General features: G+C 70.1%; 11 protein-coding genes. 8 read left to right on the forward strand and 3 right to left on the reverse strand.

Annotated features, from left to right (window positions below):
• The first annotated feature begins 48 nt into the window (after nt 1–48).
• Nucleotides 49–909 (forward strand): shikimate dehydrogenase, encoded by an 861-nt coding sequence (locus A3CQ_RS0139460; protein ID WP_026206712.1) that lies wholly within the window; start codon nt 49–51, stop codon nt 907–909.
• On the opposite strand, the gene A3CQ_RS55695 is transcribed toward A3CQ_RS0139460, so the two are convergent.
• The gene (locus tag A3CQ_RS55695) at nt 897–1,685 is read right to left on the reverse strand and encodes a citryl-CoA lyase (RefSeq protein WP_020516489.1); all 789 of its coding nucleotides are present in this window, start codon (nt 1,683–1,685) and stop codon (nt 897–899) included. The two genes, A3CQ_RS0139460 and A3CQ_RS55695, sit on opposite strands and share 13 nt — an antisense overlap.
• Before the next feature lie 77 nt (nt 1,686–1,762).
• Entirely contained in the window at nt 1,763–2,986 is a 1,224-nt protein-coding gene (locus tag A3CQ_RS0139470; RefSeq protein ID WP_020516490.1) for a CaiB/BaiF CoA transferase family protein, read from the reverse strand.
• Nucleotides 2,987–3,149: 163 nt separating this feature from the next.
• Here A3CQ_RS0139470 and A3CQ_RS0139475 point away from each other — a divergent pair, with 163 nt between their 5' ends.
• The 6 genes from A3CQ_RS0139475 to A3CQ_RS0139500 all read left to right on the forward strand — a co-directional run bounded on the left by A3CQ_RS0139475 (nt 3,150) and on the right by A3CQ_RS0139500 (nt 10,950).
• Nucleotides 3,150–4,625, forward strand: coding sequence for an aldehyde dehydrogenase family protein (locus A3CQ_RS0139475; protein ID WP_051115490.1), 1,476 nt, complete (start codon nt 3,150–3,152; stop codon nt 4,623–4,625).
• Nucleotides 4,622–6,340: a thiamine pyrophosphate-binding protein gene (locus A3CQ_RS0139480; protein ID WP_020516492.1), complete on the forward strand. Its 1,719-nt coding sequence runs from the start codon at nt 4,622–4,624 to the stop codon at nt 6,338–6,340. The genes A3CQ_RS0139475 and A3CQ_RS0139480 overlap by 4 nt, the downstream gene beginning before the upstream one ends.
• A 25-nt stretch (nt 6,341–6,365) precedes the next feature.
• On the forward strand, nt 6,366–7,508 hold the full coding sequence (locus A3CQ_RS0139485) for an ABC transporter substrate-binding protein (protein WP_026206714.1): 1,143 nt from the start codon (nt 6,366–6,368) through the stop codon (nt 7,506–7,508).
• A gap of 63 nt (nt 7,509–7,571) precedes the next feature.
• On the forward strand, nt 7,572–8,441 hold the full coding sequence (locus tag A3CQ_RS0139490; protein WP_020516494.1) for a branched-chain amino acid ABC transporter permease: 870 nt from the start codon (nt 7,572–7,574) through the stop codon (nt 8,439–8,441).
• Nucleotides 8,438–10,243: a branched-chain amino acid ABC transporter ATP-binding protein/permease gene (locus tag A3CQ_RS0139495; RefSeq protein WP_020516495.1), complete on the forward strand. Its 1,806-nt coding sequence runs from the start codon at nt 8,438–8,440 to the stop codon at nt 10,241–10,243. Before A3CQ_RS0139490 ends, A3CQ_RS0139495 begins: the two co-directional genes overlap by 4 nt.
• Nucleotides 10,240–10,950 (forward strand): ABC transporter ATP-binding protein, encoded by a 711-nt coding sequence (locus A3CQ_RS0139500; RefSeq protein WP_020516496.1) that lies wholly within the window; start codon nt 10,240–10,242, stop codon nt 10,948–10,950. The genes A3CQ_RS0139495 and A3CQ_RS0139500 overlap by 4 nt, the downstream gene beginning before the upstream one ends.
• Here the strand turns inward: A3CQ_RS0139500 and A3CQ_RS0139505 are convergent, their stop codons facing one another.
• Nucleotides 10,951–12,768: a sugar phosphate isomerase/epimerase and 4-hydroxyphenylpyruvate domain-containing protein gene (locus tag A3CQ_RS0139505; RefSeq protein WP_020516497.1), complete on the reverse strand. Its 1,818-nt coding sequence runs from the start codon at nt 12,766–12,768 to the stop codon at nt 10,951–10,953.
• Nucleotides 12,769–12,909: 141 nt separating this feature from the next.
• Between A3CQ_RS0139505 and A3CQ_RS0139510 the strand changes: the two genes are divergently transcribed.
• On the forward strand, nt 12,910–15,315 hold the full coding sequence (locus A3CQ_RS0139510; protein WP_040433911.1) for a transglycosylase domain-containing protein: 2,406 nt from the start codon (nt 12,910–12,912) through the stop codon (nt 15,313–15,315).
• The last annotated feature ends 92 nt before the right edge of the window (nt 15,316–15,407 follow it).

Here is a 15,407-nt window from a genome sequence, read left to right on the forward strand (position 1 = left end):
CCCGCCATCGATAACTAACGTACTGGTTCGTACATCAGGAGCGTGGGCATGCCAACTTGCCGGTGTGGATTGATCGGGGCCGGGATCGGCACGTCCTTCTCGCCGCCGCTGCATGAGGCCGAGGGCCGCCACCAGGGCCTGGACCTCTCCTACGTCCTGTTCGATGTGGACGGTCCGGCCCAGCTCACCCGGGCGGTCGACGAGGCCGAGCGGGCCGGCTTCGCCGGGCTCAACATCACCCACCCGTTCAAGCGGGAGGTGATCGAGCTGCTCGACGATCTCTCGCCACAGGCGAGAGACATCGGCGCGGTCAACACCATCACCTTCCGCGACGGCCGCCGGCAGGGCTTCAACACCGATGCGTATGGCTTCACCGCGTCGTTCCGGGCGAGCCTGCCCGATGTGTCCACCGGCCGCGTCGTGCAACTCGGCGCGGGCGGCGCCGGGGCGGCCTGCGCGTATGCCCAGCTGGGGACGGGGGTTGGCCACCTGACGGTGGTCGATCCCGATCCCGGGCAGCGCACCGGTCTCGCCGCCGCGCTCGCCACGCAGTTCGCCGGCGATCGCTTCAGGGTCGTCCCGCCGGAGGAGCTGAAGGCGGCGATCGCGGACGCCGACGGCCTGGTCAACGCCAGCCCGATCGGCATGCACACCCACCCCGGCCTCCCGCTTCCGGCCGAACTGCTCCACGGTGGACTGTGGGTGGCCGACATCGTCTACATGCCGCCGGACACGGCTCTGCTGCGCGCGGCCCGCGCGGCCGGCCTGCGCACGGTCGGCGGCGCGGGGATGTGCACGTTCCAGGCCGCGGCCGCGTTCGAGCTGTTCACCGGCCGCGCCCCCGACACCGCCCGGATGCTGCGCCACCTCGACGTGTTGCTGGCGGAGACCGCGGATCAGCCGAGGTAGGTGGGACGTACAGCCGGCGGGATCGGCCCCTTGTTGCGGCGTCCCTGGCCGGTCTCCTCCCAGGCGTGGGCCAGGATCCCGACGCTGCGACTGAGCACGAACAACCCCCTGGCCAGCGGCGCCGGAAACCCCAGCTCCGCGTAGATGACCGCGGTGGCGCCGTCGATGTTCATCGGCACCGGCCGGCTCCGCCCGCGGTTGAGCGCCTCCTCGACGGCGAGCGCCGCGCGCAGGTGGTCGCCCGGGACGACCCCGTCCGCGACCGCCCGCGAAACCAGGCCGAGCAGCGGATCCCGGCGCGGGTCGCGGGTGTGGAACCGGTGGCCGAAACCCGGCAGGTAGCGGATCCCGCGAGCCCGCCAGGCGGCGATGACCTCGTCCGCGGCATCCGGCAGAGCCTGGCCCGCAGAAAAGCGGGCATGGACCTCGTCGAGCAGCAGTACGCACTCCTGGCCCGCGCCGCCGTGCGAGTCGCCGAGCGTGTTGATCGCGCTGGCCATCGCGTTGTTGAGGCCGACGCCGCAGGTCGCGGCCATCCGCGCGACCGCGATCGACGGCGCGTGCGGGCCGTGGTCGACGCCGGCGACCAGTGCCGCCTCGAGCAGGGCCGCCTGTTCGTCGGAGGGCCGCTCACCGCGCACCATCAGCCAGATCATCGCGCCGAACCCGATCGTGCCGATCAGCTCCTGCACGGGGATGCCGCGCAGTTCCACGCGGTTGGGCTCGATGCGGGACACCGCGGTGCCCCACCAGTCGGCGACCTCGGTCTCCGTCATGTCTTGACATCCCATGTTTCGACGCTGATAACTAACGTACCGGTTCGTACAAAGGAGCTGACATGGACTCTGACCGGTCAGCGAACGATCTCGGACTGCCGCCCGGATCGCCAGCGCCGCAGCAGGTCGGGCAGCTCCGCGTTGTGCTCGCCGAGCACCGGCGGCGGCGTGCGCGGGGAAAGCTGCTCGCCGTCGACCAGCACCCCGTTGCCGCTCACCCGCAGCCGTCCCTCGGGCGACCGCTCGACGACGTCGCGCGGCGTGCCCGGCGGGAACGGCAGGTCGCTGAGGAACCCGCGGGCCGCCACCTGATCGGTCGCGACCGCCTGGGCCACGGTGAGGATGCGTGCGGCCGGCACTCCCGCCGCCGAGAGCATCCGCTCCCACTCCTGGGCCGGGCGTCGCCGCAGCGCTTCGTTCAGCAGCCGGTTGAGCTCGACCCGGTGCTGCTTGCGCGCCTCCCGGTCGGCGAAGCGGGGATCGGTGATCAGCTCGGGCCGCTCGACCAGCCGGCACAGGCTCTCGTACTGCTCCTGGCGGTTGGCCGCGATGTTCAGCGGGCCGTCGGCGGCGTCGAAGGTGCCCGAGGGCGCGGCGGTGACGTTCTGGTCGCCCATCGGCTGCGGCTCGATGCCGCTCACCAGATAGTTGGAGACGGCCCACCCCATCGCCGAGAGCGACGCCTCCAGCATCGACACGTCGAGGAAGCGGCCCTCGCCGTCGCGTCCCCGCCCGGCCAGCGCGGCCGTGATGGCGAGCGCCGCGGTGAGCCCGCCGACCGTGTCGGCCACCGGGAAGCCGACCCGCAGCGGCGCGGTCTCCGTCGTACCGGTAATGCTCATCATCCCCGACAAACCCTGAATGACCTGGTCGTACGCCGGAGCCTGGCTCATCGGCCCGGTCTGGCCGAAGCCGCTGATGGCGCAGTAGATCAGCCCCGGGTTGAGCTCGCGCAGCCGCTCCCACGGGAACCCGATGCGCGCGAGGACGCCGGCCCGGTAGTTCTCCACCAGCACGTCGGCGTTGCTCGCGAGCTCCTCGAGCGAGGCCCGGTCGCGGTCGTCCTTCAGGTCCAGCTCCACCGACTTCTTGCCGGCGTTCTGGGCCAGGAAGGAGGCGCCCAGGCCGGCCCGGTTGAGGTCGACATCCGGGCCGAGCCGCCGGGCCAGGTCGCCCCGCCCGGGCATCTCGATCTTGATGACCTCGGCGCCGAGGAGCATCAGCTGGTAGGTGCAGTACGGCCCGGCGAGGACGTTGGTGAGGTCCAGGACGCGGACCCCGTCGAGCGGCCGGTGATGCATACGCGTCTCTCCTTCCGATGCCCTCGGCCGGACGTCATCGGCCCGTAACTTTTCGGTCCCGAGCTATTGCCATCGGCTGGCGGGCAACCGTACGTTACACCGGAACCGTACAGCGGTCCACATGACCGGATGTGGTCCATCTAGTGGACCACGGGAGGTGCAGATGCTCGACACCATCCTCACGACGCCACCCGGCTCGGTGATCCCGGCGCCCGCGCTCCTGGGCGGGAAGTGGATCGCCGACGGGCCGTCGAGCGACCGCATCGGTCCGTTCGCCCGCGCCGTGGTCAGCCGGGCGCGGGTGGCGGAACCGGATGACGCCCGGACCGCGGCCGAGCACGCGAGGGCCTTCGCCCGCACGATCGCGCGGCTCGCGCCGGCCACCCGCGCCGCGGTCCTCGACCGGGCGGCCGGGCTGGCCGTCGAGCACCGCGACGCCATTGCCCGGCTGATCGCCCTCGAGCTCGGCAAGCCGGTCAAGGACGGCCGCGGCGAGATGGACCGGGTCGCCGACACGTTCGCGGTGTGCGCGGCCGAGGCCCGCCAGATCGGCGGTGAGCTGCTGCCGGTCGCCGGCTGGCCGCGCGGCGTCGGCAACACCGCACTGACCTACCGCGCTCCGGCCGGGGTCGCGCTCGCGATCACCCCGTTCAACGCTCCGGCCAACCTGCTCGCGCACAAGCTGGGCGCCTCGTTCGCGGCCGGCAACAGCACGATCGTGAAGGCGCCGCCGCAGGCGCCCGCGGTCTCGGCCGCGATCGTCGCCCTGCTCCTCGAGGCGGGCGCGCCGGTCGAGGCGGTGCAGCTCCTGCACGGCGGGGGAGAGGTCGGCGCCGCCCTGTGCGCGGCGCCCGAGGTGGCCGTCATCAGCTTCACCGGCAGCGCCGAGACGGGCGAGGCGGTGGCCCGGGCGGCCGGCGCGAAACGGCTGGTCCTCGAGCTCGGCGGCAACGCGGCGACGATCGTCTGCGACGACGCGGATCTCGCGGCCGCCGCCAAGGTATGCGCCCGCACCGGATACACCAACTCCGGGCAGAGCTGCATCTCGGTCCAGCGGGTCTACGTGCACCGCTCCGGCTACGACGAGTTCGTCCGGCTCCTCACCGACGAGGTCGCCGCGCTGACCGTCGGCGATCCGCTCGACCCGGCGACCGACGTCGGGTCGATGGTCGACGAGCAGGCCGCGGCGCGGGTGCTGCGCTGGGCGACCGAGGCGGCCGGCGGCGGGGCGCGCATCACGGTCGGCGGCTCGCGCGACGGCGCCACGCTCAGCCCGACCGTCGTCGCCGGCCCATCGCCCGACGCCGCCGTGGTGACCCGGGAGGTCTTCGGGGCGCTGGTGTCCGTGCTGCCGTTCGACGACTTCGACGCGGTGCTCGAGACCTGCAACGCGAGCCGGTTCGGCCTGCAGGCGGGCCTGTTCACCCGGGACCTGAGCCGCATCGTCACCGCCTGGCGCGAGCTGGAGGTCGGCGGCCTGGTCGTGAACGGCTCGTCGAACTTCCGCCTCGACCACGTCCCGTTCGGCGGAGTGAAGGACTCCGGCTTCGGGCGCGAGTCGCCGCGCTTCATGGTCGACGACTACACGGTGGTCAAGACGTTGATCCTGCGAGGAATGTCCATCTGGGGGGAACAGTGACCGTCGCCGACAACCTGGTGGCCCAGCTCGAGGCGTACGGCGTCGAATATGTCTTCGGCACCTGCGGGCACACCAACATCGCCCTGCTCGACGCGCTCGGCCGCAGCCCGATCGAGTTCGTGATCGGCCGGCACGAGCAGACCGCCGCGCACGCCGCCGACGGATACGCCCGGGCCACCGGGAAGCCGGGCGTCCTGCTCATGCACGTCGGGCCCGGGATGATGAACGCGGTCACCGGCGTCGCCACCGCGGCCCTCGACTCGGTTCCACTGGTCGCCATCTCCGGCGACATTCCCTCCTACATGTACGGCCGGCATCCGCACCAGGAAGTGAACCTGCACAACGACGCCGACCAGACCGCGATCTACCGGCCGTTCGTGAAGCGCGCCTGGCACGCGCACCGGCCCGAGGACGTCACCCGGTTCACCGAGCGCGCGTTCTGGACCGCCACCTCCGGCCGGCCGGGCGCGGTCCTGCTCAACGTGCCGATGGACCTGTTCTCCCGGGAGCTGCCCGACCCGGCGATCTACGAGCTCCCGGCGTACACGTCAAAAGCAAGCTTGCCCACGACGGACGCCGAGCGAATCGCGCGGCTGCTCGCCGCGGCCGAAAGGCCGCTCATCTACATCGGTGGCGGCCTGGGGATCGAGGGTCGCCAGGCGCTGCGGGAACTGGCCGAGCACCTCGACATCCCGGTGGCGCACTCGCTGATGGCCAAGGGCGCGCTGCCGGACGATCACCCGCTGGTCCTGGGCATGACCGGGTTCTGGGGGCTCGAGATCACCAACGAGTACGCCCGGAACGCCGACCTCGTCCTGGCCATCGCGACCCGGTTCGCGGAGACCGACGCCAGCTCGTGGAATCCGGCCTACACCTGGAGTTTCCCGCCGTCGCGGCTGATCCAGATCGACATCGACCCGGCGGAGATCGGCCGGAACTACCCGGTGGAGATGGGGGTCGTTGCCGACGCGAGCCTGGCGGTCACCGCAATCCGCGACGCCGCGGTGCGCGAGCCCGCCGGGAAGAGGCCGGACTTGCGGCGGCAAATCGGACAGGCGCGGCAAACGCTCTTCGCCGACAGCGCCGAGCGGGGCCGAAGCGACAATTTCCCGCTCCGGCCGGAGCGCATTCTCGCCGACCTGCGCGCGGCCATCCCCGACGACGCCGTGCTGGTCACCGACGTCGGCTGGAACAAGAACGGGGTCGCGCAGTGCTACCCGCTGCCGGCCGCCGGCCGATTCATCACCCCGGGCGGCGCGTCCACGATGGGCTTCGGCCCGGCCGCCGCGCTCGGGGTGCAGCTGGCCCAGCCCGATCGGGTCGTGGTCGCGCTGATCGGCGACGGCGGGATGAGCGCCCAGCTGCCGGCCCTGCCGATGGCGGTCGAGCGCGGCCTGCCGGTGATCTTCCTGGTGATGAACAACCGCGCCCACGGAACGATCTCCGACCTGCAGTCGACGTTCTTCGGCCGCAGCTACGGCTGCGACTTCACCGACCCCGACGGTCAGCCCTACAGCCCCGACTTCGCGGCCCTCGGCCGTGCCTGCGGCGCCGACGGCTACCTGGTCGGCGAGCCGGGCGAGCTGTCCGTCGCCCTCAAGACGGCGGTCGAGCGGCGACGCCCGGCGGTCATCGACGTACCGATGGTCAACGAACCGGTGCCGACGCCCGGGCACTGGAACATCAAGGACATCTACCAGGGCGTTTTCCAATAAATCGATAGATTGAGGTGAGACGCACGTGGCGCGATCCCGTCCCCTATACGCCCTCGCCGTCCTGGCTCTCGTGCTGGCCGGCTGCAGCGCCCCCGGCTCCGATAAAAAGGACTCCGCGAGCGACACCGGTCCAATCAAGATTGCCCTGGTCGACGCGCAGAGCGGGCAGCTGAGCTCGCTGGGCGCGTGGGAGCTCAAGGGCGCGAAGCTGGCCGTCACCGAGTGGAACGCCCAGGGCGGCATCAACGGCCGGCAGATCCAGCTGGACGTCTTCGACGACCAGGGCGACCCGACGACCGGCACCAACCTGGCCCGCAAGATCCAGAGCGAGGGCTACCTCGCGATGATCGGCACGGCCGAGAGCGCGGTGACCATCGCGATGGCGCCGACGCTGAAGACCGCGGAGATCCCCAACATCACGTCCGGGCAGTCGCCGGGCCTGGTCGCGGTCGGCAGCGAGTTCCTGTTCCTCAACGGGCCGACCTCGACGACGTACGACGAGACCCTGGCGAAGTACATCGTGGACCAGCAGGGGATCAAGAGCATCGCCATGATCACCAACAACGGGTCGTACGGGAAGGGCGAGCACGACGCGTTCACCAAGGCGCTCGCGAAGCGCAGCGTCACGCCCGTCGCCGACCAGGTGGTCACCACCGACCAGAAGGACTTCAGCGCCGCACTCACCTCGATCCGGCAGAAGAACCCGAAGCTCATCTTCCTGGGCGCCGAGGAGGTCGAGTCCGGCCTGATCGTCAAGCAGGCCCGTGACCTCGGCATCACCGCGCCGTTCGCGGGTGGCGCGCCGCAGGGCACCCCGGTCTTCCTGAACACGGCCGGCGCCAAGAACGTCGAGGGCACGATCGTCAGCTCGCCGTACCTGAGCAATGACATCAGTCCGGCGTCGAAGAAGTTCGCCGACGCGTACAAGGCGGCCTACAACGAGGACGCCGAGCTGCACGGGGCCAAGGCGTACGACGGGACGCAGATCATGCTGACCGCGCTGAAGACCAGCAACGTGGCCACCGGCAAGGCGCTCGCCGACGCGATCCGGGCGACCAAGTACCAGGGCCTGCTCGGCGGCTTCGCGTACGACAACACGGGGGTCGGGATCTTCGCCACCTCGATCGGCAAGATCGAGAACGGCAAGCTCGTCGCCGCCACCGGCTGACATCCCTTTCGTCAAAGGATCCCGGCGCCGTCTCCCGGCGCCGGGATCGCCCGTAGGAGTGCCATGCAGGTCTTCTTTCAGACGATCATCGGCGGGGTCAGCCTCGGCGCCATCTACGCCCTGGTGGCGCTCGGCTTCTCGCTCGTCTACCGCACGATGGGGCTGGTCAACTTCGCGCACGGCAACGTGGTCACCGTCGGCGCGTACCTCGCCTCCACCTTCTACCTGACCGCGAAGCTGCCGTTCGCGGTGGCCATGGTGGTCGCCATCGTCGTGACCGCCGCGATCGGCCTGGTCATCGAGCGGGTGCTGCGCCCGCTGGAGAACCGGGACTTCGACCTCATGCTGATCGGCACGATCGGCTTCGGCATCGTCCTGGACGCGCTGGTCATCATGATCTGGGGCGCCACCGGGCGGGCCGTCCCGTCGCCCGTGCAGACCGCGCCTCTTTCGCTTTTCGGCCTGCGGATCCGGACGTACGACCTCGTGGTCTTGGCTATCGCCGCGGTCGCCACCGTGCTGCTCGTGCTGTTCCTGTCGCGCACGAAGCGCGGGGCGGCGATGCAGGCGGTCGCCATGGACCACGAGGCGGCCACCGCGGTCGGCATCCACGTCGGACGGTCGAACGCGATCGCCTTCATGATCGGGGCCGGGCTGGCGGCGCTGGCCGGGGGACTGGTCGGGCCGCTGCTCTACGTGAACCCGGCGCTCGGCGGCACGCTCGGCATCAAGGGCTTCGCGGCGGCCATCCTCGGCGGATTCGGCAGCATTCCCGGCGCGATCGTCGGTGGCCTGGCCATCGGCATCCTCGACTCGTTCACGGCCGGGCACTTCCAGGGCTACTCGGAACTGGTCACGTTCCTGGTCTTCACGGTCATCATCATGATCCGGCCGACCGGGGTCTTCGGCGAGCGGACGGTGAATCGGGCATGAGATATCGCATCGCCGCGCTCGCGGTCATCGCGGTGGCGGCTTGGCTGCTTCCCTACGGGCTCGACTCGTACGCGATCCACGTCGTCAACATCATCCTGATCTTCTCGATCCTCGCCGTCGGGCTCGGCCTGTGCATGGGCATCGGCGGGCAGGTCAACCTCGCCCAGGTCGCCTTCTTCGGCGTCGGGGCGTACGCGACGGCGATTCTCACCACCAAGGCCGGCTGGGGATTCTGGGTGTCGGCGGTGCTCGCCGTCGCCGCCACCGTCGTGATGGGACTGCTGGTCGGCACCCCGGCGCTCCGCGTCCAGTCGCACTACCTGGGCATCGTCACGCTCGGCCTCGCGCTCGCCTTCACCAACTGGGTCACCAACGCCCAGATCGCCGGCGGCGCCGAGGGCATCTCCGCGATCCCGGTCCCGACGATCCCCGGCGTCGATCTCTCCAGCGAGTACCTCTACTACTACCTGGAACTGATCATCTTCGCCGTCACGCTCGCGTTCGGCCTGTTCATCGTCCGTACGGCGCTGGGACGCCGGATGCGGGCGATGCGTGACGACGCCCTGGCCGCCGGTTCGCTCGGCGCCGAGGTGCCGGTGCTGCGGATGACCGCGTTCCTGCTGGCCAGCATCTACGGCGGCATCGCCGGCGTGCTCTACGCGGGCCTGATCCGCTACGTGGCGCCGGAGTCCTTCTCGATCGCCAACATGTTCCTGCTGCTCGCCATGGTGATCATCGGCGGCCGGCAGAGCCTGGTCGGTTGTGTCGCCGGTGCGGTCGTCCTTTATCTCGTACGGGAGCTGCTCGTCGACTACCCGACGGCCGCGCAGATCGGATACGGCTCGGTGGTCGTCCTGGTCGTGGTCTTCGCCCCGACCGGACTGGCTGGACTCCCGCCCCGGATCCGGCAGGCGCTCCGCCGACGCCGCGGTGGGGCGGGCGAGGCGGCCCGGCTCGGCGAGTTCCGTCCGTACGAGGCGGTCGAGGCCGCGGCCGGCGACGAGCCGATCCTGGTCGCCGACGCGATCAGCATGCATTTTCGCGGTCTCAAGGCCCTCGACGACGTCTCGCTCTCGGTCGACCCCGGCGAGATCCGCGGCATCGTCGGGCCGAACGGCTCCGGCAAGACCACGCTGTTCAACGTGATCAGCGGGCTGTACCGGCCGACCCGCGGACGCGTCCGGTTCCGCGGCCGGGACGCCACCGGCCTCGCGCCGTACCGGCTGGCCCGGGCCGGCATGAGCCGCACCTTCCAGAACCTGCGGCTCTTCGGCGACCTCACCGTCGAGGAGAACGTGCTGGTCGCGCTCGATCGCCACGCCACCTGGCAGAGCTGGCGGTACGTCGGGCGGCCGATCAGCGTCCTGCGCCGCGACCGCGACCTGCACCGGCGCGCGGGGGAGGTGCTCGACCGGTACGGGCTGCGCGAGTTCGCGGCCCTCCCGCCGAAGTCGCTGCCGTACGGCATCCAACGGCGGGTCGAGATCGCCCGGGCGATGGCCGCCGCACCCGCCCTGCTGCTGCTCGACGAGCCGGCCGCCGGCCTCAACGGGGAGGAGGTGCGCCAGCTGAGCGAGATCGTCCGGTCGATCCGGGACAGCGGCGTCACGGTGATCGTCATCGAGCACAACATGGGCCTCGTGATGTCGCTGTGCGAGCGGATCACGGTGCTGGCCAGTGGCAAGGTGATCGCGGAGGGTCTGCCGGCCGAGGTCGCGCAGAACCCGGCGGTCATCGAGGCCTACCTCGGTGACTCGATGAGCTCCGACGACCTGCCGACCCTCCCGGAGGTGGCCCGATGACCGCTCTTTCCGTCGAAGGCCTGACTGTCCACTATGGCGGCGTCTGCGCGGTGCGGGACCTCAGCTTCGAGGTCCCGGCCGGGGAGGCGATCGGGGTCATCGGCGCAAACGGCGCGGGCAAGACGTCCACGCTCAAGGCCGTGATGGGCCTGATCCCCCGCAAGGTCGGCAAGCTTCGCCTAGGTGACCTGGACCTGTCGCGGACCTCGTCCCGGGACATGGTCCGGCACGGCATCGGGTACGTCCCCGAGGGGCGGCACGTGTTCGCCGGGCTCCCGGTCGAGAAAAACTTGCTGCTCGGGGCGTACGCCCGAAAATGGAACGCGGAGACGAGGGCGACGCTCGCCGAGGTCTACGAGCTGTTCCCGGTCCTCGGCGAGATGCGGCACCGGCTGGCCGGCGCCCTCTCCGGCGGCCAGCAGCAGATGCTCGCGATCGGCCGCGCGCTGATGTCCCGCCCCCGCCTCCTGCTGCTCGACGAGCCGTCGATGGGCCTGTCGCCAAAGCTGGTCGAGGACATCCTCGCGGTGCTGCTCCGGCTGCGCGGCGAGGGCCTGAGCCTGCTGCTGGTCGAGCAGAACGCCAAGTTGACCTTCGAAGCAACCAGCAGCTGCCTAGTCGTCGAGAACGGCGAGGTAGCCATGCGCGACACGTCCGAAAAACTGCGCCACGACCCCCGAGTCCGGCAGATCTACCTCGGCCTCTGATCAGCGTGCGGGGGCGGCGCCCGCGAGCCTCTGGGCCCGGTGCGCCGCCATCCGCACCGGGTCGTTCGCGAAGCCGTAGCCGCGGTACCCGCCGACCCGCTGCGCGACCTCGACGAACACCCGCGAGCCCAGGACCGGCGTGAACAGCTGCAAGTACTGGCCGTGGGCATCCTCGTCGTACATCACCCCGGTAGCCCGGACGAACGCCCGCAGCTGAGGGACGAGGGTCGTGCGGGCGTCGAGGTCGTCGTAGTAGTTCTCCGGGATGCGCAGCACCGGGACGCCGGCCGCCGCGAGGGCCGCCGCCGTCCGGGCGAGATCGTCGGTGGCCAGCGTCAGGTGCTGCGGATGCGGCACGGCCGGCGCCCAGTCCCCGCGGCGCAGCACCGGCACGCTCAGCGCGATGCGCACCCGACGGTCCGCGTTGCGGATGGCCAGCGTCCGGATCAGCCCGAACGGCGCCGCGAACTCCCCGGCCTCGTCGTCGGCCATCCCGAGCACGGTGCGGTAGAACAGCGCCGCCTCGTCGTAACGATCGAACGGCTGCGCGAGCGACAGATGGTCGATCCCGGTGATGCCCGTCGACGGCGTGGGCGGCTCACCCGTCGGCAGGAAATCCTCGCGCCAGACCGGCGCCCTGCGGCAGAAGAACACCTCGGTCCCGTCCGGCGCCGCCACCGCCGTCAGGTGGGCCTCGCTCCGCCGGCGGCGCCGGGGCAGCGGCCGGGCCAGTAGTTCGCCGGCGCGCCGCGCGGACCGTTCCGGGTCGGCGCTCTCCAGCGCGAAGGCCCGGATCGCCGCCGACCCCTCGGCGAGCGGCTCGCCCGAGTTCAACAGGATGCGGGCGTCACCCTGCTCCCACAGCTGCACCGGCTTGGACCGGTGCTGGCCGACGTGGGTGAAGCCGAGCGCCCCGAGCAGCGTCTCGAGCCGCGGCCCGGACTCGGGGTCCACGCCCAGCTCGGCGAAGGCGACGCCGGTCAGCTCGGCGGCCGGGGTCAGTGTGTGCCCGATCGCGTCCTCCAGCGCGATCAGCGACCGCCGCGCATCGACGGCCGTGCGGTGCGGGTCGGCCTGCCGGAAGACGTCGTTGAACACTTCCAGCGAAAGCGGCCCGGTGTATCCGGTGGCGAGTACGGCCGCCGTGAAGCCGACCAGGTCGAGGCCGCCCTGCAGGGGGAAGAGCCGGTGGTGCCGGCTCCACTGCAGCACGTCCATCCCGAGCCGGGGCGCGTCGGCGAGCTGGAGAAAGAAGATCCGGTCACCCGGCAGCCGGGCGATCCCTTCAAGAGCCGCGGAACGGGACAGCACGTGGAAGCTGTCCAGGCACAGCCCCAGCGCCGGGTGATCGGCCCGGCGCACGATCTCCCACGAATGCTCCCAGGTGGACACGTGCCGGCCCCACGCCAGCGCCTCGTAGGCGATCCGCTTGCCGTGCTCGGCGGCCATCTGGGCGAGCTGCCGCAGCTGGCCGGCCGCGAGATCGTCGTCGTCGACCGTGTCGGGCGCGACCGACGAGCAGACCAGGATCGTGTCGGCGCCGAGCCGCTCCATCAGCTCCAGCTTGGCCCGCATGCGGCGCCGCACGGACGCGAACCGCGCGGCCGGCGCGCCCTCGGCGTCCCGGAACGGCTGGTAGAGATCGATGGTCAGACCCAGGCCGGCGGCGCGCTCCCGGATCCGTTCGGGCGGCAGGGCCGACGCGAGCAGGTCGTTCTCGAAGATCTCGACCGCGTCGAAACCGGCCGCCCCGGCGGCGTCCAGGCGGTCCTCCAACGTCCCGGAGAGACAGACGGTGGCGATGCTCGTCCGCGGCATGGCATGATCCTTCAAACTAACGAACTAACCGGTACGTACATCCTAGCGATGTGATCAAGGCTTGACAGGCATGGTTTTCATTGACTCGAATCTCTTGAGAATGAGCGTCGAGTCGCGGATGGTGATGCGGTGACGTCCTGGATGCGCCGACACGATCACAATATTTTTCTCAACGCGACGAATCTGCTGATCTGCGGAGCGCTCGCGGGAGTGGTCGTGGCGGCCGGGGTCTTCCCGGCCGCTGCCATGTCCGGGCTGGCGGCGAAGGCCGGCGGCGAGACGTTCGCGAGCCTGCCCGGCGAGCTCAAGGCGTTCAGCTCGCCGCAGATCACCCGCATCTACGCCTCCGACAACAAGACGCAGATCTCGCAGTTCTACGACGAGTTCCGCAGCGACGTCCCGCTCAAGGACATCTCGAAGTTCATGCAGAACGCCATTGTCGCCGCCGAGGACCGCGAGTTTTACCACCACCGGGGCGTCGACCTCAAGGGCGTCGCGCGCGCCCTGGTCAACAACAACAAGGGCAAATCCAAGCAGGGCGCCTCGACGATCACCATGCAGTGGGTGCGCATGTCGCTGGCCTACTCGGCGACCAACCCGCAGGAGGTGGTCGACGCGACGACGGACACGCCGAAGCGCAAGGTCACCGAGATGAAGTACGCGCTGCAGGTGGAGAAGGAGCTCTCCAAGGACCAGATCCTCGAGCGCTACCTGAACATCGCACCCTTCGGCAACCAGGCGTACGGGATCTTCGCCGCCAGTCAGGTCTACTTCAACAAGCGGCCGAAGGACCTCACGATCGGCCAGGCGGCCATGCTCGCCGGCATCGTGAAGGCGCCGACCAGCTACAACCCGGCCAGCGCCGAGGGCTACAAGGAGATCCTCGAGCGGCGCAACAACTACGTGATCCCGGGCATGGTCGAGCTCGGCATGATCACGCAGGCGCAGGCCGACAAGGCGATCAAGGAGCCGATCCCGAAGCAGGTCAAGCCGGTCGGCAACGGCTGCGTCTCGGTCGCGAAGAACATCTGGGGCTTCTTCTGCGACTACTTCTACCGCTGGTGGATGAGCCGCGAGGAGTTCGGCGCGACCGCGTACGACCGCGAGCGTCGCCTCAAGAGTGGCGGTTACCGCATCACGACCACGCTCAACGTCAAGGCGCAGGCACAGGCCCGCAAGCGGATCTCCGACGAGATCTCCGACAAGAACAAGAACGCGCTGCTGCTGGCCGCGGTCGAGCCCGGCGACGGCAAGGTGCGGGTGCTCGCGGCCAACCGCCGGTACAAGCTCGACAACCGGGCCCACCCGCAGAACTACATCTCCTCGGACCCGAAGAAGGCGAAGAGGGGCATCCGCGGCAGTTACCCGAACACGACGAACCCGCTGCTGACCGGCGGTGGCGACATCACCGGGTACCAGGCCGGCTCGGTCATGAAGATGTTCACCATGGTGGCCGCGCTGGAAAAGGGCTATCCCCTCGCGTACACCATCAAAGCCGAAAAACAGTATAAATCCGGCTATATTATTGACAGTGGGAATGATTCCGCCTGTCCGGGCACGCACTTCTGGTGCCCGCAGAACTCCGGTGGCGGCGGCGAAGGCGTCTACAACATGTGGACCGGCTTCGGTAAGTCGATCAACACGTTCTTCGTCCCGCTCGAGGAGCGCGTCGGCGCGGAGAACGTCGTGTCCGTCGCCAAGCGCTTCGGCATCCAGTTCCGGGCCGGGAGCGACGCCGTGCTCGCCCAGCCCGGCAACTCGCACCAGTGGGGCGCGTTCACCCTCGGCGTCTCGGCCACCACCCCGCTCGACATGGCCAACGCCTACGCGACGCTGGCCGCCGACGGCATGTACTGCGAGCCGACCCCGATCGAGCTGATCACCACGAAGGCCGGCGAGAAACTGGACGTCGGCAAGTCCCACTGCACGCGCGCCACCAGCAAGGACGTCGCCCGGGCGGCGCTCGACGCGACCCGATGCCCGGTGGGCGACTCGGCGCAGATGGGCCAGTGCAGCGGCGCCACGGCCCGGGCCACCCGCGGCATCGTGGCGCACCCGGTCTTCGGCAAGACCGGCACCACCGACCACGACAAGACGGCCGCCCTGATCGCCGGCACGACGTCGCTGGTGGTGGCCGGTTACATGGTCAACCCCGACTACCAGAACCACCCGGACCGTATGTCGCATCAGATCGTGAACCCCGCCGTGTGGAACACGCTCGCCGACTACATGAAGGGCAAACCCAAGATCCAATTCAAGAAGCCCGAAAACAGCAAGATTGCGTACGGCGACCAGCGGCGCATTCCGAACGTGGAGTGCGAGTCGATCGAGGCCGCCCGGAGCGAGCTGGAGAACGCCGGCTTCGATCCCTCGGTGGGTCGCGACGTCGACTCGAAGTGCCCGGCGGGCACCGCGGCCGGCACCAACCCGCCCGGCCGTACGATCAAGGGTGGCGTGGTCGAGATCGAGGTCAGCAACGGCAAGGGCGCCACGCCGCCGACCATCCCGGGTATTCCGACCCCGCCGATCCGCCCGCCGCGTAGGTAGATGATTTTCTTCTCAGGCTGCTCACAGCTACTGCCGAAGCCATCAGGTGGTGCCCTCCCGTACTCTTGGAGGGCAGCACGTGACGTGCTCAA

The sequence above is a fragment of the Paractinoplanes globisporus DSM 43857 genome (assembly GCF_000379645.1).
Classification (GTDB): Bacteria; Actinomycetota; Actinomycetes; order Mycobacteriales; family Micromonosporaceae; genus Actinoplanes; species Actinoplanes globisporus.

Excerpts from the sequence above, each read along its gene's own strand:
- A3CQ_RS0139460 (WP_026206712.1), top strand. The coding sequence starts at position 49 with ATGCCAACTTGCCGGTGTGGATTGATCGGGGCCGGGATCGGCACGTCC.
- A3CQ_RS55695 (WP_020516489.1), bottom strand. The coding sequence starts at position 1,685 with ATGACGGAGACCGAGGTCGCCGACTGGTGGGGCACCGCGGTGTCCCGC.
- A3CQ_RS0139470 (WP_020516490.1), bottom strand. The coding sequence starts at position 2,986 with ATGCATCACCGGCCGCTCGACGGGGTCCGCGTCCTGGACCTCACCAAC.
- A3CQ_RS0139475 (WP_051115490.1), top strand. The coding sequence starts at position 3,150 with ATGCTCGACACCATCCTCACGACGCCACCCGGCTCGGTGATCCCGGCG.
- A3CQ_RS0139490 (WP_020516494.1), top strand. The coding sequence starts at position 7,572 with ATGCAGGTCTTCTTTCAGACGATCATCGGCGGGGTCAGCCTCGGCGCC.
- A3CQ_RS0139495 (WP_020516495.1), top strand. The coding sequence starts at position 8,438 with ATGAGATATCGCATCGCCGCGCTCGCGGTCATCGCGGTGGCGGCTTGG.
- A3CQ_RS0139500 (WP_020516496.1), top strand. The coding sequence starts at position 10,240 with ATGACCGCTCTTTCCGTCGAAGGCCTGACTGTCCACTATGGCGGCGTC.
- A3CQ_RS0139505 (WP_020516497.1), bottom strand. The coding sequence starts at position 12,768 with ATGCCGCGGACGAGCATCGCCACCGTCTGTCTCTCCGGGACGTTGGAG.
- A3CQ_RS0139510 (WP_040433911.1), top strand. The coding sequence starts at position 12,910 with ATGCGCCGACACGATCACAATATTTTTCTCAACGCGACGAATCTGCTG.